Source organism: Duncaniella freteri, from assembly GCF_004766125.1.
In the GTDB taxonomy this organism is placed as follows: domain Bacteria; phylum Bacteroidota; class Bacteroidia; order Bacteroidales; family Muribaculaceae; genus Duncaniella; species Duncaniella freteri.
In genome coordinates, this window is record NZ_SJSA01000001.1 from 2,241,238 (window position 1) to 2,265,355 (window position 24,118).

The 24,118-nt window shown below is 48.3% G+C and carries 25 protein-coding genes and 1 tRNA gene; 10 read left to right on the forward strand and 16 right to left on the reverse strand.

Annotated features, from left to right (window positions below; all coding sequences use genetic code 11):
* Positions 1 to 5: 5 nt before the first annotated feature.
* From EZ315_RS09695 to EZ315_RS09770, 16 genes are all read right to left on the reverse strand, one after another.
* The gene (locus tag EZ315_RS09695; RefSeq protein ID WP_123399956.1) at positions 6 to 1,631 is read right to left on the reverse strand and encodes a hypothetical protein; all 1,626 of its coding nucleotides are present in this window, start codon (positions 1,629 to 1,631) and stop codon (positions 6 to 8) included.
* On the reverse strand, positions 1,632 to 4,766 hold the full coding sequence (locus EZ315_RS09700) for a Ppx/GppA phosphatase family protein (protein ID WP_123399954.1): 3,135 nt from the start codon (positions 4,764 to 4,766) through the stop codon (positions 1,632 to 1,634). It abuts the gene before it with no gap.
* A 3-nt stretch (positions 4,767 to 4,769) separates the two neighbouring features.
* Entirely contained in the window at positions 4,770 to 6,167 is a 1,398-nt protein-coding gene (locus tag EZ315_RS09705) for an FtsZ/tubulin family protein (RefSeq protein ID WP_123399952.1), read from the reverse strand.
* Positions 6,168 to 6,619: 452 nt separating this feature from the next.
* On the reverse strand, positions 6,620 to 7,798 hold the full coding sequence (locus EZ315_RS09710; RefSeq protein WP_123399948.1) for a hypothetical protein: 1,179 nt from the start codon (positions 7,796 to 7,798) through the stop codon (positions 6,620 to 6,622).
* A gap of 891 nt (positions 7,799 to 8,689) precedes the next feature.
* A complete protein-coding gene (locus EZ315_RS09715; protein WP_135471862.1) occupies positions 8,690 to 9,313 on the reverse strand; it encodes a hypothetical protein in 624 nt (207 codons plus the stop codon).
* Between the two features lie 65 nt (positions 9,314 to 9,378).
* A complete protein-coding gene (locus tag EZ315_RS09720; RefSeq protein ID WP_135469475.1) occupies positions 9,379 to 10,623 on the reverse strand; it encodes a phage portal protein family protein in 1,245 nt (414 codons plus the stop codon).
* Between the two features lie 12 nt (positions 10,624 to 10,635).
* Entirely contained in the window at positions 10,636 to 11,757 is a 1,122-nt protein-coding gene (locus EZ315_RS09725) for a hypothetical protein (protein ID WP_135469472.1), read from the reverse strand.
* Positions 11,757 to 12,317: a hypothetical protein gene (locus tag EZ315_RS09730; protein ID WP_135469470.1), complete on the reverse strand. Its 561-nt coding sequence runs from the start codon at positions 12,315 to 12,317 to the stop codon at positions 11,757 to 11,759. Before EZ315_RS09730 ends, EZ315_RS09725 begins: the two co-directional genes overlap by 1 nt.
* 114 nt (positions 12,318 to 12,431) lie before the next feature.
* Positions 12,432 to 12,788: a hypothetical protein gene (locus tag EZ315_RS09735; RefSeq protein WP_135469467.1), complete on the reverse strand. Its 357-nt coding sequence runs from the start codon at positions 12,786 to 12,788 to the stop codon at positions 12,432 to 12,434.
* Positions 12,789 to 12,863: 75 nt separating this feature from the next.
* Complete coding sequence (locus tag EZ315_RS09740) at positions 12,864 to 13,142, reverse strand: hypothetical protein (protein ID WP_135469464.1); 279 nt, start codon at positions 13,140 to 13,142, stop codon at positions 12,864 to 12,866.
* Entirely contained in the window at positions 13,139 to 13,741 is a 603-nt protein-coding gene (locus tag EZ315_RS09745) for a hypothetical protein (protein ID WP_135469462.1), read from the reverse strand. The genes EZ315_RS09740 and EZ315_RS09745 overlap by 4 nt, the downstream gene beginning before the upstream one ends.
* Positions 13,742 to 13,751: 10 nt before the next feature.
* Complete coding sequence (locus tag EZ315_RS09750; RefSeq protein ID WP_135469459.1) at positions 13,752 to 14,708, reverse strand: hypothetical protein; 957 nt, start codon at positions 14,706 to 14,708, stop codon at positions 13,752 to 13,754.
* A gap of 25 nt (positions 14,709 to 14,733) precedes the next feature.
* Positions 14,734 to 15,150, reverse strand: coding sequence for a phage protein Gp36 family protein (locus EZ315_RS09755; RefSeq protein WP_135469456.1), 417 nt, complete (start codon positions 15,148 to 15,150; stop codon positions 14,734 to 14,736).
* Positions 15,141 to 15,398, reverse strand: coding sequence for a hypothetical protein (locus EZ315_RS09760; RefSeq protein ID WP_135469453.1), 258 nt, complete (start codon positions 15,396 to 15,398; stop codon positions 15,141 to 15,143). The genes EZ315_RS09755 and EZ315_RS09760 overlap by 10 nt, the downstream gene beginning before the upstream one ends.
* Positions 15,392 to 16,939: a hypothetical protein gene (locus EZ315_RS09765; protein WP_135469450.1), complete on the reverse strand. Its 1,548-nt coding sequence runs from the start codon at positions 16,937 to 16,939 to the stop codon at positions 15,392 to 15,394. The genes EZ315_RS09760 and EZ315_RS09765 overlap by 7 nt, the downstream gene beginning before the upstream one ends.
* A 3-nt stretch (positions 16,940 to 16,942) precedes the next feature.
* Complete coding sequence (locus EZ315_RS09770; RefSeq protein ID WP_135469447.1) at positions 16,943 to 17,419, reverse strand: terminase gpP N-terminus-related DNA-binding protein; 477 nt, start codon at positions 17,417 to 17,419, stop codon at positions 16,943 to 16,945.
* A 275-nt stretch (positions 17,420 to 17,694) separates the two neighbouring features.
* On the opposite strand from EZ315_RS09770, the gene EZ315_RS09775 reads away from it, so the two are divergent.
* The 10 genes from EZ315_RS09775 to EZ315_RS09825 all read left to right on the forward strand — a co-directional run bounded on the left by EZ315_RS09775 (position 17,695) and on the right by EZ315_RS09825 (position 24,073).
* Positions 17,695 to 17,770, forward strand: a tRNA-Met gene (locus EZ315_RS09775).
* Between the two features lie 155 nt (positions 17,771 to 17,925).
* Positions 17,926 to 18,936 (forward strand): hypothetical protein, encoded by a 1,011-nt coding sequence (locus EZ315_RS09785; protein WP_135469445.1) that lies wholly within the window; start codon positions 17,926 to 17,928, stop codon positions 18,934 to 18,936.
* A 31-nt stretch (positions 18,937 to 18,967) separates the two neighbouring features.
* Positions 18,968 to 20,050 carry a hypothetical protein gene (locus EZ315_RS09790; protein ID WP_135469442.1) on the forward strand — a complete coding sequence of 361 codons (1,083 nt, stop codon included), beginning with the start codon at positions 18,968 to 18,970 and terminating at the stop codon, positions 20,048 to 20,050.
* A gap of 7 nt (positions 20,051 to 20,057) precedes the next feature.
* Positions 20,058 to 20,687 (forward strand): peptidoglycan recognition protein family protein, encoded by a 630-nt coding sequence (locus tag EZ315_RS09795; protein WP_135471546.1) that lies wholly within the window; start codon positions 20,058 to 20,060, stop codon positions 20,685 to 20,687.
* Positions 20,688 to 20,772: 85 nt separating this feature from the next.
* A complete protein-coding gene (locus EZ315_RS09800) occupies positions 20,773 to 21,258 on the forward strand; it encodes a hypothetical protein (protein WP_175577975.1) in 486 nt (161 codons plus the stop codon).
* Positions 21,185 to 21,571 carry a hypothetical protein gene (locus EZ315_RS09805; protein WP_135469439.1) on the forward strand — a complete coding sequence of 129 codons (387 nt, stop codon included), beginning with the start codon at positions 21,185 to 21,187 and terminating at the stop codon, positions 21,569 to 21,571. Before EZ315_RS09800 ends, EZ315_RS09805 begins: the two co-directional genes overlap by 74 nt.
* Complete coding sequence (locus tag EZ315_RS09810) at positions 21,568 to 21,945, forward strand: hypothetical protein (RefSeq protein ID WP_135469437.1); 378 nt, start codon at positions 21,568 to 21,570, stop codon at positions 21,943 to 21,945. The genes EZ315_RS09805 and EZ315_RS09810 overlap by 4 nt, the downstream gene beginning before the upstream one ends.
* Complete coding sequence (locus EZ315_RS09815) at positions 21,945 to 23,123, forward strand: DUF2586 family protein (RefSeq protein WP_135469434.1); 1,179 nt, start codon at positions 21,945 to 21,947, stop codon at positions 23,121 to 23,123. Before EZ315_RS09810 ends, EZ315_RS09815 begins: the two co-directional genes overlap by 1 nt.
* 23 nt (positions 23,124 to 23,146) lie before the next feature.
* A complete protein-coding gene (locus EZ315_RS09820) occupies positions 23,147 to 23,593 on the forward strand; it encodes a hypothetical protein (RefSeq protein WP_135469431.1) in 447 nt (148 codons plus the stop codon).
* A 141-nt stretch (positions 23,594 to 23,734) separates the two neighbouring features.
* Complete coding sequence (locus tag EZ315_RS09825) at positions 23,735 to 24,073, forward strand: hypothetical protein (RefSeq protein WP_135469428.1); 339 nt, start codon at positions 23,735 to 23,737, stop codon at positions 24,071 to 24,073.
* Positions 24,074 to 24,118 lie beyond the last annotated feature (45 nt).

Below are 24,118 nucleotides of genomic sequence, written 5' to 3' on the forward strand. Positions count from 1 at the left end.
AATTTTTAACGTCGTCCAAATCCGAAGAAACCACCACCTCCATTACTCTCTTTATCTCTGGTATTCTTGTTGATGGCTTCAAGCTCTACTTTCAAATCTTGGAGTTGTGTTTCCACTGATTTAATCTCTTTTTGAATGTCCTCGACATTATTGGGACTCACGATTCCTCCTATAATTTCAGACAATCGCTTCTCTATGATCTCTAATTTCCTTAGGTTGGTAAATTCCTCACGAATATCTTCAATATTGAATTTTTCTTTAATCGCGGTTATGAATTCTTCATGTTGCGATTCAAGTTGTGAAGTTTGAGCCTTAATCATATTCTCGAATCCTTCTATATGACCTTCGATTGCATCTTTATATCGATCGTTCATACTTTCCAGAACTTCCGTTTGTCTTCTGAATAAGTCCTCAAGTTTACCATCTGCCATTTCAAGGAACTTGTCGGCAATTTTTCCTTTCTTCGAAATACCTTGAACTTGACGCTGTATCGCCTCAATAACCTGATTCCCTAACACATGTCGATTAGCCAATGATTCACCAACATCATTTATAGACTGTTCAAATTTTGTGATTCGGTCAAGTATTGAGTTGACTTTCAGTGCTATCTCTCTTGGCACTCGCAGTGAGTCATTGTATTTATTTTGAATAACAATCGCCTCTTGTGCTGCTGCGAGCATCATGCGTCTTGCTTCCTCAAACTTATCAAGTGATTTAGTAATTCCAATGAAATGGTTGGCTGCTTCGACATATCTATCTAAGCCACGTACAATCTCGTTGCTTTTCAGAGTGGATAAAAGCATCTCCTGCAATCGTATGTTCTGATTGATTTTATCCATGTTCTCACCCATAACTTCAACAGCATTGGATACAGCATTAACGTGTTTTTCAAAATCTTCACCAAATGCTTTTGTGCATCTATCGAACGTATTTTGAAAACGATTGATTACTTTATCAAATGCCGGTTCAAATTTATCTACGGTCTCATGAAGTTTTGTTATTGCGACTACCATACTTACGTCAATCGAAGGCATGAGTTCGGTTTGTACAAAATCAAAGAATTCGTTCTTATCTTCTTCTATTTTCTTTCTTGCTCCACCGGATTCCGCGGTATTGTACGTAGTTAGAGCCAAGCCAATTAGACTTGTAAACATAGAAACCAAGACTCCAATCAAAAGATTCTTTATGGAATCATCTGATATATTCCCGGCTCCATCAAAGCCACCGATAAACATCAATATTCCCATGAATACTCCGAGGAATGTTCCCATGAGGCCAAGATAAGTTGGAAATGACAGCCTTGCGGTAGATTGGTCATACCTCATGGTCAGCTTTCTTTCAACCTTATTTTGTATTACGGAAAAGTCAGTCGTGCCTTTAGTCTTCTCAATATAATGGTTTATTTCCATAATGAGATTATTAAGGTCAGAATTTGGCTCCCCGACCTCCGTCAGTTGTGGAATGTATTCATCCCCAACCTTCTTAGAGAACGTGCCGTAAGGTTCTTTCTTCTTGAAAAAGTTTTCAAAAAGAATACGATACTTTCGGGTCTCATTGAAGAATCGAATCTGAAGACCGACAAATATCAGCGATACCAGTATCGAAATGAGTATGGTGAAAATGAAGCTCATTTATGCTTTCAAATTAGTTAAATCAAATATCCTGTCAATAATAGGCAAGAAGAATACTGTATCGAATAAAGGCACTTCTTCTTGATAGACTTCCTTTACTTGTGATTGATAATAGGTCTTAAATGGAGTACCTAAATCTTTCATGGCAGCATCCACATATACCTTTGTATTGGCTGTATTGTCGATTATATGTTCTTGTTTTAATAAATCCAAGACTCTTTTGTAGAGTGAGTTCATGACATCATACTTATGCAATAACTCCTTGCGCAATTCTTGCATGTTCTTATTGATGTCTCCTACTGTATTGTAGTTTTGCGACAAATCCCCTTGATATGTCTTACTCGGTACATCAAGAGCATTTGAATCGCGATACAAGCCTCCATAGCAAGTTGCCTCCTTACGTTCTGCCGGTAATTCCAGTTTGACATCATGATCTCCACCAAACACAGTTGCAAAAGTAAGGTCAATAATCTTCTTGAGTATTTTCTTGTCTGAACTAATGAAGCTGTCGATATATTTACTACCATTGCCGCTGAAAATCACGGAACGTGGAGCGGCATATCCATAGTCCTTATACATTGATGCCATATAGAACAATATGGATGTAAGATGATATATGAATACCGCCTTGAAATCACGACTTAACAACTTCTTAATATCACAAAATTCTGAATTACTTAACCAGAAATTTATAATATCCTTTGTTTTAGTTGCTTCGATATCTTTGAAATTGATGTTCAGCTCTTCAAGATCTTGTCGCTTGAACCTGAGAGTATCAGCGTATTTTCGATAGATTCCGTTCTTCCTCTCATTATCAAATTCCATGAAACCATTTTCCCAAAGTACATCACACCCAAAATGTACTGAATTAGCCATCAAGGGTTGATTGTTGCGGAAATACACAAAGTCGGTTGAGCCGCCGCCGATATCTATTACTGTTACAGCTTCGGAGTCCTTTATATAGTCTTTCTTCTTAAAGAAATAGTAGGGAGCCTCTGATTCTGAGAAACAAGAAATTTGATTAGCCTGAATCCCTAAAATCTTCTCAGCCTCGCTATTCCATACGTCTTTATATGTTTCTCTCATATTCCCCATAAAGCTCAATGGTCTAAACCACACCAACTTTGTGCGGTCTAAATCACCGTTGTGCTGAAGAACGTCAGCCTTTATTATGAGTAACAACTCTCGAATGAAAACACGAAGCATTGCATCATTTTCAACCCACTTGATGTCAGTGAGAATTCTCTGATCCTCATCAGGCATAACCCTCTCATAGAAGAAAGCTATGTTATGATTGTCAAACAACTCAGGGTCATCAGTCTTCTTCAAGAGACCACATAATGCAGTTCTAATCGGGAACTTGTAATCAACGCCATCAATATATGCAGGCATAAACTCCGTTTTGATGCGGTTTTTAGCCAAATCAAAGATTGTTCCCTCTATTCTATTGGTCAATGAGACCTGCTTATCTGATGGGACTTCATGGAGATAGTTAACCATAGGTCGTTCCATCTTAAACAATTCAGGCATATTGTTTTCGCCATTCTTGCATCTCGAGATGAACGTATTAGAAGTGCCAAGGTCGATAGCATATGTAAACGTGTCGTTTGTCTCTGTACTACGCTTGAATATAGGTATAACAAGCCCCGTGTTACCCAGCACCTCTATCTCTATGGCATTGAAATCGGTGTTGAATACTTCATAGAATTTTGTGCCTCCCTCAGTATTGTCTGTTTTTTGCCGGGAACGCACTACTGCGGGACGAACTCCAAATCTAACACCAGATGAAAGATTGTCTTGTTCTCTCACAAGTTCTCCATCCTTATAGAACTGAAGAGAAATCTCATCTATGTTGAAATATGGAGGTTCGGGATCTGTGTCCGCACCAATTACCATTACCTTAAAGTAGTTATTCTCGCTGGCCTTAGATGAGAGAATATTGGGGAATATTCCTAAATCAAACGAGATTGAGTCTGCTTTATAGTCTATTATGGTTCCCCATGCCTGATTTAATGCCTCTTTCCCATATTCCTTTTTGTATTCTTTTCCATTGTATCTAAGATATACAGTTACAGAGTTCCTGTTTATATGAACATCAGAATCTATCTTATTCTCAGGGAAAAGAGATAGGACTTCGGGCTTAAACGGAAGCAAATAATCATAATCACGATCACTACTGTCATTTTGATAAGTTACGGCAACGAAGTGGTCTCTGGAAATTCTGTAAGGAACCTTGATTAGCGTTGGAGTAAAGAAACTATTGACATCAATTTCGTCAGACGTCATGATTCTTAGCCCATTTATGACAAGTTCATCGTTCTGATCTGTCGTTACACCTGTTAGTCGTAATTGATAGTCATTACGAATTTCTGTATCATTCTTGAAACTTCTGATGTATTCTTTAATCGCTTTGAACTTGTCATCTACGGTCTCTGATCCGAAGACCTCATTATACATGTAATTCTTGAAGTCTTCATCACGTTCTTCAAACATCTTGATGTCACGAAAGTATTCACCTCCTGATTTACGATGTATGTGCAGATCTGCATATTGTTCTCCTGCAATATGGACAACATTTGCTCCATTCTCCTTTATGATGGCTTTGTCCATATCAGGAGGAGTGATGAAACCTGTCATTGGCGATGTGCTTGCCAAAAGCAAATCTTTACCATTCTCTGTAAAGACAAGAAAATACAATTTGTCCTCACCAATGTCCGTCTTGTAATATTCGTTTATCGAACTATATAAGACTGGCATGAGCTTCTTTATCTTCTTGAGATTTTCGGCACTGTTCCACTCTCGAAGCTCAAGCTTCTGTCCAGCAGTCCAAGTGTTCTTATGATACTTCAGATTAAACAGTAATTCGTACACATCAAGAATGTCCGAAACCATTTGACGATATGCAAAACCAGCTTCTTTTTTCGGATTCGTATGTTCCTCCATTGCACGACGAAATGCCTCGCGGGCTACAAAGAAACGAGCGAAAGGTGTTGGCAAAGAATTAAGAGCACCGCTATTGTCAGTCTTTTGCTCCATCACTTCATCAAGATGTTCGGGCGTAAGACTAACATCTTCGGCAATCCATTCCGTGCCTTTGATTCCTCTGTCTATTATGTTTAGGTCTATTCTTGACATATTCTATTTGTAAATCTTCTTGGTGTATTTATCTATGGCATCATAGGCAAATTGCAGAAAGAATCTGAATTTGTTCTCATGGTCCTTGGACTTGTTCTTATTACTAACTTTTGTCATCTCAAGCAAATAATAAGAATCATCTTTGGCATCAAGCTCAATTGTCTTTATCCATCCGCTCATTTTCTTTGGGTTGTCAAAATTGATAGGAGCGAAAGCTCTTTTGTTTTGTGCAAGTTCCAAATACCAATTATAATAACCGTTGCAAAAACGTAATAATGATTGGAAAGCGGAATCTCCATAGAATGATGAGTTGAATCCTCTATTCTTACTCAACGGGAAGAAACTTTCTTCCGGAAGTTCCTCTACAAGTAATCTAAGGAGCATAAAATCAGCCACACTTTTGATTAGTTCCTTATAACCAGCCCCCATTGAGACTAAATCCAAGGATTCTTTATCATCGTCAATTGCTCTTGAAAGGAACTGTTGACGTGTTGGCTCACCTCTTTTCAGGAAATCGAAAAGAGCAGATGCTGCTACAAGTTCAATGAAATTTGCCTTGTCATCTTGCTTCTTCTCATCATTTTCGTACACTTGCTTAAGGCTCGTTTCTCCTACATAGTATAGATAGTCTGCTTTTACTGTCCCATGATAGTATGCCAATGCCGCTTTGGTCTTGGTATAGAAGTTCGCAGAATCAATGTCACTGCCAGTAGTCGCTGGATCCTTAAGCCCATAATAAGGCAGGACAGTAACAGCCCCCATAAGAGCGTTTTTAACTGCGGGTTCATTTTCAGAAAGACGGATTTTCTTTTCAAGGAGGGGGTAACCAGATGCTCCAGTTCCTCCAAAGATTGAACTGATAATGAACACACGGTCATCTTTTTCACAGTGTTGTTTGAACGACTTGAACCATTCAGCACCCTCAATCATCTCGCCGAGGACAACAGTACCAACATTAGGATTGCCTTTAAATCCGACAGATAAGGGGTTATTTAGATTTTTAGTTGAAAACAAGGTCTCAACTAAAAAATTATTGATGTCGGTTGTCCCAAGATTGGCAAGCTCAATATATGATCTGAATTTCTCTTTACTACCGGCAGTTTCCTGAGTGTCATTTGTCTGGTTATTCAAATCGTCTATTGTACGAATGTCCGAGCCAAAGAATCCAGACAAAGGATTTAATGTCTGATTGCCATTATTTATCGAACGACGATATATCTCTTGATATTCGGCAATTAAAGAATGAAGATTCTTCTTCTCTTCCAAATCAAGATGAGGATCAAGAATGATAGGAACCACAACGTATCCGTTTGTGTCCATGCCTCCGGCCATAAGCATAGTGATACTTTTCATCACCCTTATTCCTGTTCCGCCTATGCAAAAAACAAATACCTTTTTCATGTCATTTAGAATTTGAAGAGACGATATGCGTTAGTTGGCAATGCATTACACCATATCACAGAAGTTATGAAATAAACTATACAGGCATATAGTGCATTTCCGATGGCAACCATAAATTCTAATGTGGAAGAACCGTTTAATTTGGGTTCACACACAAGGTACTCAATACCATATGTGAAAAGCAATGTTAAAAAGAAAGTAGCTATTAAGAAATAAATCCACTTTATAGGTTTATAATGTCGTCCCGGAGCATTGTTGTATGAAGTATAGTAATAGGCTGCAACACCAATACCTAACACGAGCATACAAATAATCACAATCCACATTGATCCATCAAGCTTATTCCAAAAGGACCTTGCTTGATTGAATAGTTGGTCATTATTTTGGAACTGTCTTGTGAAATCGTTTTGCGAGCCGACAATCCACTTATATAATGGTAGTAGTTTCATACTTTAATCGTTTTTAGATACGAGTATATAGTTCGGTTTCATATCGTGTGTTACAACTCCTCCTTGAAAAATTCCTGTTAGAAAGTCTAATACAGAGTATGATTTATTCGGGTCATTCTCGTCATCAGCCTCATCAAAGAATTCATTAAATAATGCGTAATTTGTAATGGGTAACTCGAGATTCCATTCAATTACTTCCGAATCAGTTGGCATATTGAAAATCTTCAAATCAATAGTAGCAGTTGCTTCACGGTTAAGTTGTTTGTCAGAGCCGGTTACATCTTTGACATCAATATCAATTTTTCCAATATTTACGGTGGAGCCGTATAGAGACCTTACTTTAAGCGCATCCCGAAAAATATTTTCATCAGCCATTAGCCAACGATAATTTTCAAGGGGAACTTTTAGCTTTATTGTGCAAGTATCAACATCATCGGCTTCTTCATAACCGATAAATGTAGGTTCGTTCTCGAATTGGTAACATTTGTTGGAAATTCCGAATGAATAATCCGGGTGTCCGTAATTAAAACCACTCTCAATATTATCAACCAAATGCCCCTTTTTCTTAAGCAACAACGATATATAGTTTCTTATCTCCGCAACATTTTCTTGTTCTCCGAGGATAACGAAATAATAAGGAGATCTCTTGCAAACCTCGTTGCCGCCTTTATCTAAATAATCAGAAGTGGCACCAATAATACTTATTGCCTTGCCAAATCTGCCAATGATACCATTTATGTCCGTTGTGTATTGAGACATTAAGACAGAAGGGGCAGCTGCTCCAACCGGACTATATTTCATATCTGATATAAGTACAGCGACCTCGCCCGCATCAGTGTTCAGATTCTCAATAATGGTTTGAAGCATTAGGGGAACTTTTGTAGAGGCCGATGATATAAAAGCACCTGTGTTCATATTGGTTCTGAAGTCTCCTAATAGAAGTGTTGCACCTTGAGAGCCATCATTTGTTAGAATCGAAACATTAGGAGCAAGAGATGAAAAAGAATTCAACACATTCCAAACATCGGATTTGAACTGCGTTGGCTTATTTGCTCTGAAAAATCCATTCATGCTCCCAGAAACCTCAACATAGAATTTAACGGACGAGGGCATCGCCCGGTTGAAATTTGTGTCAAGACTATCTGTAATTAGGAATCCATCTTCAGTGAAATGCTCATTCATATTAGTGTTCACATTGGAGCCGCAACTTTGCATAAACACTCCAACGCAAAACATCAAACATGAGATTGCGCTATAAGATATTATCTTGTTTTTTAATTTCATCTTCGGTGTATCGTCCGCCCGAAGAATCCCTATTCGGTTGATTGGTTTACAATGTCATGGCATATAGAAACAGAAACGTGGGATCCACTTTCCTTGCTCGTCCCACTCCGAGCGGCCTTTCCACGTGCCTATCCAGTCGAGACGAGCAACGCAGAAGCCCACGTATAGGTATATAGTAATACCATGTATCAAAATGACACATGGCGGACTATTACCATCCGTGAGCGACTTAGTTGCCTTTGTCTTTGACTGGAATTGAGATTGTGGAAAGTTTCTCAGAGTCAAGAACAAAGCGCACAAAGACGCTCTATTAAAATATGTCAACAACCCCGCCCGCATTACCCTTCAGTAGCTCAGACTTGCACCTGAGCCAACCTTATCGGGCTTCCGCGTACAGGTATTGCGATGCAAAGTTACAAAAAATCTTTGAGAATACTGCCATACAGGACTGTATTTCTGAGGACTTGCCACAGAATATGAAAGTAAATTTGTAATCTTCCATTTGCTGTCCGGTGAATATTTTAAGCCCAAAGTGGGATTATAATATAGGTCTATGTATATACATCCATACTTAACTATACTCACGTTCCAACGCACATACATAGAATGGCGGGGCAAAAGAAAAATCTGCATCCGAACCTCACAATTCTGTTTCTTTTCCCCAGTCCATGTAATAATATGACACATCAATCGACCTATTCAGGCCATCAAAAGACGAAATCAACCGCAAATAATAATCCCTAACAACTGCTAAAAATTCCCAAATCCCTTTCGTTCGTTATCCCCATTTTATCTAAATCGTACATATTTCGTACAAAGCAATAGGACTATGCTCTTAAATATCAGAAAGATAATCACTATATATAACGACAAGTTATGTAGAATGGCGTGATCCTCACGCACACGGTCGTCCATGGCCGTGCGGTATTGCAGGTCGTATTTGTCGCCGTCGGCTTCAATCTTTTGCCAGCGTTCAGCCATAAGAGAAGCCCCGACCGCGTGGTTATATTCCGCATAAAGGTAATTGTGGTTATATTGGTTGTTGACTTTTTCCACGTCGCGGCGGAACTGCTCAAAGGGCTTTATTTCGCCGGTGTCGGTAGTGAGCGACAAGCCCACCTCGCGGAGCGTGTGGTAAGCCTTGAAGCCGGAGAAAATAAAAGCATTGTTTTCGAGGGCATGGCGCACCGTTTCCGGCACCTCATAGGAGACGCCGGAGGAAATGGCGCGGTTAATCTGCTTGAGAGTCTCTGCGATGAGGCGGCGCGCTTCGGGGGTGGAAAGTTGCGACGCGTCGAAGCCACCGGCATTATAGACCATGCCGGCAGCGTCAAAAAATGCCGTGTCGTCAAAATCGGGCTTGTCTGGCGCGTCTGCGAGTCGCAGGAGGTCGTCGCTATACAAATCGCCCAAAGCGGCGTTAAACGCGAGATATGAGCGCCGCAGCCCGGCCACTCCCAGAAGCGACCGGGTGCGGCTCAGTCGAAAAAACGGTCGGGCTGTGTTTTGGCTTCGCGCGGAGACTCCACCGGGATGCCGAGTGTTTCGGTGATGTGTTCGCCCGGCACGTTGAAATATTCAAGTACGAGGCGCAGGTTTTCGCGGTTTTCAGCCGGAGAGAACGCGGCGGCATTGTTCCACTGGAAGCGCAGGCCCTTGACCGGGAAGCCGTGCAGGACCATGAGCGGGAGGAGCCGGCCGTTGATGATGTGGGCGCACATTGTGGCGTCGCTTTCGGTGGTGCGCTCAAAAATTTCAAGGTGCACTTCTGACTGCGAGAGCGAGGAGCCGGAGTCAATAGTCATTGTTTGATTTAACACCACCTTAGACAGTTCGGAGTTACAGCGGTCCACGCGGCGGTCATAGACGTTGTAAGCGTCGCCGCGGCTGCTTTCCTTAATTTCAATTTCGGTGCCGTCGCTCGCCACGATGTACTGAGCCGCGCCCATGTCGCGCAGAGACGCCTCCACCTTTGCGCGCTCCGCTTCGTCGAGAGAGTTAACGCGGGCTATGCGCATAGGCATACCGAAGATCTCGCCGAATACGTCCCAGTAGGCCAGCATATTTTTTTTGCTGATACATGAGGGGGCGCACTTCAGTAGCAGGCCGAGGTCTCGCGGCTTGCCCACTTCCACGCACCAGTTAGCCACGTCGCCCTCACGGTAGGAAATGCCGCCGCGCCAGTCGTCGCCGGGGGAGCGCACGACAACCCCATATTCAGGGATGACATGCTTACGCGGCACAAGCTCCACATTATTGAAACGGAGCGGGCCGCCGTCGCGTATGATGTCGCCCAACTGTATGAGGGTCGGCCCCCAGTAGATAGAATCCAGACACAGGCTGAGGAAATCGGCGAACCACTCACTTTGCAGCAGTTCGGTGGCGGCGGTGTTTTCCTTGCCGTTCTGGTCCACGAGGCGGAAATCTTTCTGCAACACTTTGCCCTTGCGCTGGGCGATACAGCCGGAGAGGTGGGCGTCGAGGACGCAATCGGCGTAAATATCATAAAGGCGGCAACGGTTTGGGTTTTCGTAGTCGATAGCCATTTGGTTAGCGGCTCGCCAGTCGGCAATGTCCTTTTTTGTCAGGGAGTCGGACTGCTGCTGGAGCATTGCCGAAATCTGCACCCCCTTTTTGGAGGCGACGGCGCGCGCCAGCGTCTGAAGCTGGGAGCGTGTGGGGCGGCTGAAATAGTCGCGGATGTTATCTAAAAAATTAGCCATTGCGGTGAAATGTCAAGTTAAACGAATATTGCCGGCAGAGTCGAGGCGGAGCGCGCCCGGGGCGGCCAGACGCAGGGAGGGAGCGACAACGCGCAGCTCAACAGTCTGGTAAAAGCGAGTGCCGAGCGTGGGGATAACATGCACCTGGGCGACACCCGGGCGGAATGGCAGCACACGCCCGTCGGGCTCCACTCCGGCAGCTCCGCCGAAAGCCTGAAAAATTACATTTTGAAGCGCACCGGCGGGAAGCACCCGGGCGCGGATATATTGGGGCACGTCGTTGCCAAGAGTGACAACGCCCGGGCTGATGACGCGCAGCCCGTCGGGAATTGGCGCGGCTACCTGTTCGGCACGGTCGGGCACGGCTTCGAGGCGTTGGCGGCTCTGTTCTGTAAGCTCACGCTCGGCATTGGTTGCCGTGGCAGCGTTGCGGGCGTTCTCTGTGGCTGTTTCTGCGGCCCCTGTGGCGGCTTTTGAGGCTTGGGTGGCAGCATTGCAAGTCTTGACCGCTTCGGACGATGTGTCGGCAAGTTTTTGCGCCTGTTCGCGCACCTCATTTGCGGCGGTGTCTGCTTTTTTGGCTGCTGTGTTGGCGAGGTCGGCGGCTTCGGTCGCCGGCTTTTTCAGGATCTCAATCTGTGTGGGGGTAAAGTCGGCCCATGTGAACGGGTCGCCCTTGTCGCCTTTGAGGGCGGCCAACTGCTCCGGCGTGAAATCCTCATAAGTGAACGGCAGGCCGCGGGTGTATGCCGCCAACAGGTCGCACTCCACGACGCCCGGGGAGTCGGTGGCGAACTGCCAGAGCTCTACGCCGGGGTCGGCGGGGTAATATACATTTTGCAGGCCGTCGGGCATAAGGTCGTTAATTAGCTGCAAATGCAGTTCACGGCGCAGCGTGCCCTCACATAAGCCGTGATCCTTGAAAATGACAAGCAGGGCGTCACCGTCGGGCAGGCAATTTTTATAAGCGTCACCGGAGCGCGAGGCCGTGAAAGTATGGCCGTGCTTAACTGTATATGTCAGCACAAAGTCCACCCCGTCGGGGAGTGGCACGATTTTGCCGGCAGCGTCGCGGAAGCGCTCACGGAGGACAAAGTCGCTTTTGTAGTTTATATGTCGTGTTTCGGTTGCCATTATGTGAGTCTTAAATTACCTTTGCCGTCGAGACGTAGCGCGCCGGAGGCCGTGAGACGGCAACGCGGTGGCACAACATCGATGCAAAGTGTTTTGTAAACCGATGTGTCGGAGGTAGCCACGGCATTGACATAAGAGCGGCCGAGACGCAGCGGGGTGATGAAGCCGTCGGGCGAAACGTCGAGGGCTTGGTGGTCGCCCATGCAGAGGACAGAGCCGAGGCCGAAGCTGGGGAACAGGCGGGCGCGTATCTGCTGGCGCACGGGATTGGCGAGCGTTACAGTACGGGGCGCGCTGATGATGTCAACACGGAGCGGAGCCGCGAGGCTCTGGCCGGATAGCTGGGAGATGAGCGAGTCGATACGGGCGCGGGCGGCTTCGGACTTTTGGAGCTCCGCGCGTGTGTCGGCTGCGGCAGTGTCAGCCCCGGCGAGCCGTTTGTCGATGTCGGCCAAAATCTCCGGGAGGTTGACCGATAAAAAGAGGCTGACGGCAGCGTTGATGTCGTCGCAGGCTTCAATGAGGCCGCAGAACAGCTCGCCAACCTGACGGGCCGACACGGTTTTAGCGGCCACCGCGTCGCGTATGGCCTGAGCTTGAAGCAGCAGCGCGGCCGTGTCAAGCTGCTTGAGGTCGTTTTGGGTGAGTGGTTCCATTTTGAGGGATTAAAAGAGTTAAGAGAACACCTCGTCGAAAGGGTCCTGAAAAATTCGTGTAAGTTCGTTTTTGCTCTGAATGTTGAGCGGTCGGCCGGCGTTAAGGTCGGCGATCACTTCGTCGATTTTGTCAACCACAATGCCGACGTTATCGGGGTCGAACTTCTGGGCGACAGGCGGGCGGCGTGTTCCGGTCTGGTAGAGCAACTCCAGATAATCGGCGCGGGGTATGTCGGTGGCAGGGCTGATGTGTTGCACGGCATAGGCCGAGCGGACAGCCGGGGCCACAACGTCCTCGAGCTCAAAGATGAGCGGGAGGCCGTCGGCGAGTGTGGCCGTTATACTGATGTCGTTGCGCTGAGCGAGGGCGAACACACCGGCGACCGAGCCAAGCGCGATAACTGCGGCGTCGAGGAGTGTTTGACGGTCTGAAACAATAAACTGCATAGGCTAAGAGATTATAACCACCCCGTCGGGGGATAGTGTGAGGTTAGAGACAGGGAGGCCGCAGGCTTGCAGCATTTTTTTAGTGTTGCCCGGCCAGAACGGGTCGGGAGTGCCGGCGAGCATTAGGGGCGCTTCTGCACCGAGGAGGGGGTGTTCCTTGATGTCGCCGCGGAGGGAGCGGATGACAAATTCAGCAATGAAAGAGTCAGCCGGGGCGATGAGCGCGCCGGAGGGTGCGACAAGGAGGTCGCCGGTTGTTGTGTCTATTTGCAGTCCGTTCATTGCTTAATTTTTTCGTTTTCGTAATCACTGCGCTTTGTCAGCAAAAGGGTGTCGGCGCTCCAGTCGGCAGCGGCAGTTTTAAGAGCTGCGCCGCCGTCCTGAGCAACAGGGACCCAACCGGCCATAATACCCTTTAACTTGTTAATCTCGTTTTCGATTGTGTTAAGCCGCTTTGTGAGGTCGTCGATTTTAACAAGGCCGTTGAGTTTGCCACCGTTAAAAATTATATTGTCGGCGTTGATGTTGGCGGACATATTGGCGGTTTTAATACGGCAGCCGTCAGCGTCCATGACGGCGGAGGTGTCACCGATGACGACTTCGGCCTGTTTTATTTTCTCAGTGCTCAGAACCACCCCGGCGGCACCGTCTGCGACGAAGCCGACAATAACAAAACTGCCAACTTCCGGATAAAGCCAAAAGCCGTAATTCGCGCCCTGATTTGCTTGTAGATTGACACCGAGCAACGGGGCGCCCTCATTAAGCGGGGTGCAGTCGATTGTGCGGGCTTTTTCGTCCACGGCGTCCACGGTGCAGACCAGCGCGACAGTCTCGCCGTCGGTCTTTGCCAGTTCTCTGATGATATTTCGTAAATCTGCCATAACTGTTTATTTAGTCGCCGACACGCAGCCCGAGCGTTATTTCCTGACGGTAGCCGGACGTGCCGTATTTAATTACATTCTTTTTGACCTGATAGACTCCGGCTTTTTTGCCGTCGATAATTAGCCCGATAGCGTCGAGGCAGTCAACAAGCGAAGCCCCGAAAGTCGTAAAAGAGCCGGTGAGGCCGTCGCGTTTAAGGCGTTTAATTTCCTGTTCGGCCCACGCCTTTAACTCGCTTTCGGTTTTGTTGTAGGTGTGGAGCGTGCGGTGTTCGCCGTCGGCGTCGCCGACCTCAACTTTGATTTTTTTATTATCCGGCATAAGGCTGACCGCCTTAACGCGCAGGCGCATATTTTCAGCCTTTTGCTGCTGGAGGCTCTGGTCTGAAATGATGTTAAGCCCGGAGCGGAACACTTGCGAGGGAGTACTGTCGCGGTCAAAGAGCACGCCACAGTAAAGAACCGGCTCGCCGTTCTCATATCGGAAAAATGAGCGGATGCCCTGTTCTGATAATCTTCCGAGCAAAGCGGCCACAGTGTCAGCGGTGACACGATAAGCACCGAGCGACTGTTCGCCCATAACATTGAGCCGGTAAGTTATGCCCTGATCCTTAAGAAGCGTTTCAATAGTAACAGAGCGGTAGGCTTTTTTCTGTGCCGGCATTTGTTTGAGTTTGAACATATCATCCTCGCAGGTAATGACAACCGGAGTTTTGAAGCCTACGTCACGGACATAACCCACAAAAGCAAGCTGTAAATTACCGTTATATCCCAGATAAATACGCACGGAGTCGCCACGATGCACAGGAATTTCAGCCGAGCCGTTCCACTTCATTTTTTTAGGGAGTGTTATTTTGGCTTCGGCTGTGAGCTTCTCAGTGTCGCGTACAATCTCCACCGCCGAGACAAAGCCGATGTCCCAGCAGCGCTCGCCGGTTATCTCAATTTTAGCACACAGCTTAAACATGGGTTAAACGGTATTTAACGGGTGTTTAATAGTCGTATCTGTTTGGTTTCATAGAGCCGTAGCGCACCGGGTTGCGTGCGTCGTCCCCGTCCTCACTCTCATAGAGAGGTAAGTCGGGGGAGGCTTTGCCGGCTTGAATATCGCGAAGCCATTTGATAGCGTCGTTATAGAGACATTCCCGGCGTTCGTGTCCCATATTCTGAGGGAGACGGTGAACCATTAGCCAAAGGGAAATATTTACGGCGCACTGTACGAGCATAGCGTTACGCTCTGAGCCCTCAGAAGCAAATACCCGGGTCATATCGTAGCGATAACGCAGATAAGAACCGATTTGCTCCAGGGCGGCGGCTTCGGCGGTCAGGCGTGTTTCTTCGTTCTGTGTTATCTGCTTGAGCTCGTATTCGTCGCACACGCCCCGGTAGTCGTCAAGAGTCAGGAACATAGGCCGGAAGTTTTGGGCATAGCTTCATAAATTGCAATTTCGCGGGCTTTTTCGGCAGTCAGGCCGGGGAGGCGCTTTTGCCGGATCATTTTTTTAACGCCCTGCATAGATACGCAGACCGGGCGCCCATGAAGCACAAGCACCAGGAATTTTTTACGGTGGAGGTCAGCGGAGCGCTGAGCTTCACGGATCGCGCGTTTTTTGCGCCAGTCGAACAGGAGGGCGCGGAAGTATTCAAATATTACCATGATACATTTTTTGCGTTAGGTCGCAACCCTATTGAAGTGGATGAAACAATTTTCTTTTGTCGGGTATCTCTCTGTAAAATCCATATAGCGCCCTCGTCGGCGTCCGGTGCGTCGTCGTGTCCGCGCATACCCTTTTCAAATGCGAGGGTCTGGTCGATGCCGGCGAGCATATCGGGGTCGTCTCGCTGGCTCTCGTCGTAATAGACGAACCCACGCTCCCACAGTGGCGAAACAGCTTCAACGCGCTGGAACTTGTCAGGCTTTTTGCGCTTGTCGCCGGTCATTGGGAGCTGGTAGCCGCGAAGTTCACCCTCTCGCATAAATTCATCGAGGATGGTGTCCTGCATAAAATTCGCCTCCATGTACCAGCGCACGGCGATACCCTGAGCGCGCGCCCATTCGTAAAGGTCGTAACACCAGCGTACCATTTCGGCAACGGAGCACTGACGGACAAAAGCACGGAGGTGCCAGAGCTGAGTCCCGGCTTTCCCCCAGAGTTTCGCCGCCTTAAAGTCATTTTTGTTTGAGCCTTTGAAACTGGGGTCGATATAAAGCACAATTTCCGAGAACTTAGACCAGGCAGGGCGCTTACCCCAGCGGATCCACTCGTTGCGGAACACTGCACCCTCAATTATCGGGTTATTCATGTATTCTTTTTGAAATGCACGATAACCGGCGACGTCGGCAATTGCCTGCACTTCCTCCGGGGTCCATTTGGCAGCCCAGGAAATATCGCCGTTTTTGTCGTAGATGTTTACACGGGTAACGTGTACGCTCTTAATATCGCACCACTTCGCCAGCACTGAATTTTTGGCAATCATATTACCGACCATAAAGAAGCGGCCGCGCCCACCGTCGAGAGTACCGAACAGAGCCGAGCGCACCCAGTCGAACAGCTTAGAGACACGCGCCGGACTTTCCACCAGTTCGTCGTCGTCGAGGTCGTCAATAACGATGTAATCCGGACGGTGTGAGCGGTAGCGCAGACCACGCGGAGACTGACCGCGACCACGGGCAAAAAATGCGACTTCCGTCTGCGTTACAAATTCTCCCTCCTCCCAGGATCCGGCGTTGTACTGTTCCCCGAAATCGGCAATATAACGCTGGTTGTACTGTAACTCCGCCTGAATGTCACCCAACAGAGTTTTAGCGTTATCCTCAGACTTGCCGACGATGACCATAACGTTAATTTCGCGGCGTTCCTGACACATTAGCCACATAGGGACAAATACGTCCATATTGGTAGACTTAGCCGCACCACGATGCCAGACAAAACCGGCTTTGAGGTTTCGGTTGGCTTTTATCTTATTGGCCGCGTCAATGTGGAATTTAGCGCAAGGGGTAGCTTTCCCGGTTTCGGGGTTAATAGTCCAGTGTGGGAAATAGTAATCAACGAAAGCGGTATAATCAGAGCGCAGCCGGGCAATGCGCGCGAGACGCTGTGCCGGCGATTCTATGATGTTAATGGAAGTGGCAGCCTGCACCGTTTCGCAGTGCTGTTTCCATTCCTCAATCGCTTTTTTTAATTCCGCTTTTGTCATACTTTAGAAAGACTCTTTTAATTTTTCAGAGATGAAAAGGTCGTGATAATGGTTAATGGTTTTGAGCAGTTCCGGGGTGACATTCGGGTCGAAGCTCATACGATATTGCAGCCATTTGCTGAAAGCCATAAATACCTCTATAATGTCAACCACGGAAGTTTTTTTGTCGAGGCGTTCAACAGTGGCGGCAAACTTCACAAGTTTGTCAGCGCTGGCGGCTGTTTTCTCCGGGCTGGGGTCATTTGCCAAATCCTCCAGTAACACATTTATGGAGTTAAAAATTTTATTAACCAGTTCCTGTCTCGTAATGTTGGCGGCGGCTCGTGCCTGTTCCCAGCCACCCTCCGCAACCCATTTTGTGACAGTCTGAGCAGATACGCCGACTTTTTCAGCAATAGACTTCTGAGGCTCCCCCTGCATATATAGGAGGCGCGCGTGTTCGCGTTGCTGTTCGCGTTCCTTTTTGGTTTTAGTTGCCATTCATAATAAACCGAGAATTTAAGTTAACACCCACACTGCGGGGGCGTTTTCGATATTTCGCATTATCGGCGGCACCTCAGCATAGCAGGAGTAAACTCCGCTCTGCGTTCGGTTTGCACGATAATTCACACTGCAAAGTTGGGGTAAAAAAGTGCTATGGTAAAAAAGAGTGTAAAACTTTTACACTCTTTTTGTTAGGGTTGTGAACAATGCTCAACTTTGCACCGCTGAACGACTTAAATACATTCTTTGCATAGCAAAGCGGCAAGCCGATTAGCGGAGTAGAGCAGCCGGTAGCTCATTGGGCTCATTCCCCAAAGGTCGCAGGTTCGAGTCCTGCCTCCGCCACCAAGGTAAAAAAGATTAGGACAACCGCCCCGGGCACAGGGGACACACCCACCACCTCCGGACCAAGCCCCTAAGTGCCCCGGGCATTTTCTTTGCGAGAGTTAATATTTTAAAATACAAAGCGTGGCAAGCACGATAAGTGAAACGAGACAACTACAATGAAAGAAGTAATAATCTCAACTGAGGCAGTAAACAGCTACGGCACGCGTGTGCTGACTTCGGGCATAGACCTGGAGCAGTTCAAGCGCAACCCGGTTTTGCTATGGATGCACCGCCGTGCTTTCGACGGTCAGTCAATGCCTATCGGCAAAATTGACAACCTCAGAGTTGAGGAGGGGAAGCTGATAGGCACCCCGATATTTGACCAAAACGATGAATTTGCCCGGAAGATAGAGAGCAAATGGGAAAGCGGATTTTTGCGCATGGCTTCGGCAGCCCTGGAGCCTACCGAAGTGAACCCAGACCCGGCTTTAGCATTGGAAGGGCAGACACGTGCAACGGTGACACGGTGCAAACTTATCGAGGTTAGCATTGTGGATATTGGCGGCAATGATGAAGCCCTGCAACTCTGTGGAGCAGACGGCAAGCAGTTGAAGCTCGCCGCCGGTGAGGATGCCCCGACACTTCCGCTCTTGAAACTGAACGAACCCAAGCCCGCGCCGGAGAATGAACCCGGCGAGGGGGAGGAAATCAATAACAATAATAAAATAATAAAAACAGCGATGAACAAAGACCAGTTAATCCTCTTAGGACTTCCCGAGGATGCGTCCGACGAGCAGGTAACAGCCGCGCTCCAGCTGATGAAAACCAAGGCGGACAGCGCCGAAACTTTGCAGCTTGCGTCCGTAACTCAGTACGTGGATCAGGCTATTGCCGACAGAAAGATTTTAGCGGCGCAGCGTGAACATTACATTAAGCTCGGTAAAGCCGCCGGCGCAGAAATGCTCGCAGACACATTCAAGGCTATGCCCGGACAGCAGAAGCCCACCGACACACTGAACCTGAACAAACAGAGTGCCCCCGGTGCAGGTGAACAGCCTAAGAAATACACCAAGTTAAGCGAAGTGCCGCAGAGCGAACTCATTGCACTCCGCAAAGACCAGCCCGCGGAATATATGCGCCTGTATAAAGAAGAGTACGGCGTAGACTGCCCGCCCCTAAGCGAATAAATAAACCCTATAAACACAATCAACAACAGCAATGAAATCGAAAAGCAATTTTTTTAAGAAGCTGCTCGGCATAGTCAGCTGCATGATTATGGCCGTTGCGTTCAATGCCGCCGCCGGCGCTACCTGTGCTGTGGCAATCGGCTGCGCCCCTGAAACCGGAGCAATCGCCGGCAATGTTCTGGCACTTGCATTAGGTCAGGCAGCCCCCGCGGGTTCATTCCGTGCCGGTGTCCTCAAAGAGATATGGACCGGTGAGCAGATCAAACAGTTCCGCACCGCCCTGGAGTCGTGGGGCTGGCTTGCAAGAATCCGCAGTTATAACCAGTATGTAAATAACGACGTTATCCACTTCGTTGAAATCGGCGGTGACCCCACGGTGCTTGTAAATAATACCACCTACCCAATTCCTGTTACTGCTCTGGAGGATGCGGACAAGCCTGTGAGTCTTGACAAGTTCACAACCGAGGCAACCCCTGTGACCAATGATGAGCTGCACGCTATCAGTTACGACAAAATGGCAAGCGTTCAGGAACGCCACCGCGATGTATTGGTCGAGGCGTTCGGTCAGCGTGCAATACACGCCATTGCCCCGGATGAGAATAAAACCGGCGTGCCTGTGCTTTTCACTACCGGCGAAGCTGTAGAGGGTCGCAAGCTCATGACTTCGGCTGACCTTTTGGCAGTCAAAAGGAGCTTTGACAAAATGGGTATACCCAAGCAGGATCGCGTGCTGGTGCTCTGTTCCGACCATGTGAACGACCTGCTCCAGACAGAGCAGCGTTTCAAAGACCATTACAACATTAACCAGACCGAGGGCAAAATCGGCCGCCTGTATGGTTTTGACATTTACGAATATGACGGCACACCCTATTACAACTCGGCAGGTAAAAAACTTGCATGGGGTGCTGTTCCCGGTGCGACCGACTCGCAGAGCTCCGTTGCGTTCTATGCCGGCAGAATGATGAAAGCCGCAGGCTCAACAACATTCTACTGGAGTAAAGCCGAGAACGACCCTCAGAACCACCGCAACCTCGTTAACTTTGACCAGTACGGCATTTGTCTGCCTTTGTCTGAGACCAATTGTCGTATGGCAATAGTCAGCGCAAAAGCGTAAAAAACCTATGGCTACACTGAAACAAGGAAGCAGAGGCGCGGAGGTAAAAGCCCTGCAACAGCGGTTAAACCTCATACCTGACGGTATTTTCGGACCGTTGACCGAGGAAGCCGTCAAAGAGTTTCAGAAGCGTAAGGGGTTAACGGCTGACGGAATAGCCGGAGCGCAGACACTTGCAGCTATGGGCGCGACACCCGGAAAGCGCAAGGTCGATGAAATCATTCTGCACTATACGGCAACGCCGGAGGGTGAGGAGTTTTCAAATACCCGGATAAAAGCAAGCCATTTGGCGCGTGGCTTTTCTGATATAGGCTACCACTATGTTATCGGACTAAACGGGGAAATCCGCCCCGGGCGGTCCGAGGCAGTGGCCGGAGCGCATTGCACCGGACATAATACGCGGTCAATCGGTGTGTGTTACGTTGGCGGATGTCCGCCACGTAAGACCCCGAATTGGCAAAATATCGGGAAGGACACACGAACCCCGGCACAAGAGGCTACGCTTGTAAAGTTGGTTAAAGAACTTCTCAAGAAATACCCCGGCGCTACTGTTCACGGTCATAACGAATTTGCTAATAAACCGTGCCCCGGCTTCGATGTAAAAAAATGGCTCACAAAAGTGGGTATTAAACAGTAACAATATGAATTGTCGTGCCAGTGAGAGCAGAGCGGAGCTTGCTCCGGCTATGCCGAGCGCAGCCGACAAAGCATTGGAACAATGAATGAGCGGCGAAATAATAACAATCATAGTATCGGCGCTTGTTGCGGCGGTATCTGGTCCCGTAGGGGCATGGGTTGGCCGCAAACTGGAGCGCACTAAATACCGCATTGAACTTAAGACGCTGAGGGCTGAAATGAATAATAAGCTCGCAGAGGTCAAAAGCAATGAGCTTGAAAACGTGCGAAAGGCTGCGGACATACTGATGGAAAGTATTGTGCCGCCGCTCAAAGCCGAAATAACTAACTTACGCAAAGATGTGCAAAGACTCAACAACGCACTGGAGCGCATTTGGGGCTGTCGTCATATTGATAGCTGCCCTGTCAAATTCGAGCTGCTGCTCACACCGAAAGGTCGCGGAGCACACCAGGACGGAAACAACGGAGCATGTGACGACGAGCGCCAAAGGTTGCGAGGTGCACACCCAACACCAAGAGGCGACCCTGACGAGGGAGACCCAAACCCGGGGGCTGACGGTTACGGAGATTGAGGTCTACGACACTGAAAAGCAACCCGACCCGGACACCGGACAAAGACCGTTAAAAGCCAAGATCCGGCAGACCCACGGCGAGGAGCAGCAGAGTAATGAGGCGGCAGATATTACCGCCGAGGAGAAAGCCGAGACCGAAACCGAAGCGGTGCAGACCATTGACGGCGGCACGCTTGACGAAGTGACGGTAACAGCTACCAAAGCCCCGAGCCTGTGGGAACGGTTGAAAGTCGCCACCCTGATATTGGCTGCAGTTCTGATCCTGTCAGTAGCAGGGTGGAAAATATATAATCTAAAACGTAAAAAGATATGAGCAACGAAACAAAAGAAAAGACCACAGCCGAAATCGCAGCGGAAAATCTGGCAACGATTAATGAAGCCGGCGCCGTCACTGCGGAGGAGATGGCACACGTCGCGGCAACCTTAGAGACAGCTTCGGCGAAAAAGTCAGGCAAAGGCAAGAACCAGCCCGAGCCGGAACTGGTCGCAAAACTGAAAGCAGCCCGCGCCAAAGCAAAGGCGGAAACTGACGCCCTTACTGCTGTGGGTAAAGCAGCGTGCCGGCGTCACAGTCTCCCGGCAGTATGGGTGACAGCCGACGGCCAGTGTTTCAAACAGGAAACTGACGCCCGAAACCACGGCAAAAGTCTGGGATTTTCGGCAGTACCCTTAAAAGTGGAAGCGTAATGGCAACAAGTCTGAATATACAGAGACAGAACGGCAATGTCCCCAAGTCTCTGCCCGGTGAGGACCATATAACCGGTTTTGTGGTCTATCTTCCGGCGGCAGATATTCCGGCCGCGTTCAAAACCGACCACGTGCAGCCACTCAGCACCATTGACGCGGCGGAGGCTGCGGGTATTAAGGAGGATGCAGCAAGCTGGGGCGTGCGTGTGCTTCACTATCAGCTCAGCGAACTTTACCGAATTAACCCGGCTGTAAGCCTGTATGTGGCGATCTTCGAGAAGCCGCAGGGTGAGTCCCAGACATTCGCCGAGCTTAAGACAGTGCAGAACTTTGCGGCCGGCCGTATCCGTCAGATCGGCGTATGGTGTGGCGACCGCACCCTTAGCGGTGACGACCTCACGGCCCTGCAGGGTGTCGCGGACGCACTTGCCGGGGAGGAGGCGGAACTGTCTGTCGTGTACGCCCCGAAAGTGGGCACGCTCAACACAATGCCGGTTAACCTTGCGGGTGAGAATAAAAGCCGCGTCAGCGTGGTGATAGGTCAGGCAGGAAGCGGCAAAGGAGCAGACCTGTTTAACGACAAGACCAACACCGGGAAAGCAAGCGTCAGCGGTCTGGGTGTCGTTATGGGCTTGCTTAGCAGCGCAAAGGTTCACCAGTGTATTGCATGGATCAAAGAGTTCCCCACCGGTGTAAGTCTCCCGGCTTTCGGTGACGGTACACTGTTGCGCGATGTGGATAAAGCATTGCTCGAGACACTTGACACGGCGCGTTATCTGTTCTTTATCACTCATACCGGGCAAGCCGGAAGCTATATGAATGACAGCCACACAATGGACTCCGCAATCAGCGACTACGCAGCCATTGAGAGCGTGCGAACTATGGATAAGGCTGTGCGCGGCATACGCACATACGTAAAGCCGGAACTCGGCGGCAACGTATATGTTGACGCTTCCACCGGACAGTTGGCAAGCTATACCGTGGCGCATTTGGAAACTGTGGCAAACCAAGCCCTCGAGGCTATGGAACGAGCCGGGGAACTTAGCGGCTACAAAGTTGAGATAGACCCGGAGCAGGATGTCGCAAGCACCAGCCTGGTAGAGTTCGTAATCAAGAATGTTGCAGTCCCGGTTATGCGACATGTGAGAATTAAAATCGGGTTCGCTAAATCCGTATAACCTAAACACAAAAGGCAAAAGCAATGAACGTAAGCATTAAAAACGGCGTGCCTATGGTTAACGGCATGTTAGTTGCGTGGGCTGATATTGTCGTACTTGTCGGCGGTGTGCCTGTTACCGGCATTACAGGTGTGGAGTATGGCGATGAGCAGGAAATCGTTAACAAGTGGGGCGCAGGGCGTCACCCGGTGGGACGTGCAAAAGGACGTATAACCCCCTCCGCTAAAATTACCCTCTACCACGAGGAAGTTGTGGCGCTTCAATCCCAGAGCGTGAACGGACGACTGCAAGACCTCCCACCCATTGAAATACAGGTGAGTTATTTGCCTGAAAATGGGGTCGTGGTAACTGACAAGATCCGCAACTGCCATATTTCAAGCAATACTCGCAAGTGGAAAGAGGGAGACACCGGGCAGGAGGTAGAACTTCCGCTCGTTCCCTCACATATCGAATGGGGCAAAGCTGCATAATCCCCATTTCGCACCCTTTTAAGGCCGTTAAGGGCTGACCCCCTTAACGGTCACTAATAATCAAACTTAAACAGTTATTCTCTGCTTAGGCAGAGCGATTTAAAATCGATTAAAAAACCATTTAACCCCCGATTAAAAAGCATGGAAAAGGTTAACAACACCCCTAAAGTATTTAACGGCGATTTGACCGAAGCACAGGTTGACGCTTTCAAGGCTCAGCACCGCAAAAGTTTCGCAGTTGAAATTCAGGACGGCGACGAGGTGCATATCGGCTATTTCAAGCGTCCCACTCTGGAGACTCTCAAGGCTGTAACCAAGGTTGCAAAAAGCGACGAAGTGGAAGCCGGTAAAGTGATGTTCGACAACTGCTGGCTGGGCGGTAGTAAGGAACTGCGCACCGATGCGCTGCTCTTCATGGCTGTTCAAAAGAAGTTGGGTGAAGTGCTCAACGGCTTCCAGGGTCTAATAAAAAACTTGTAGAGGCGCACACACTGGCGGAGTCTGACGAGGAGGACGGCTTCGCCA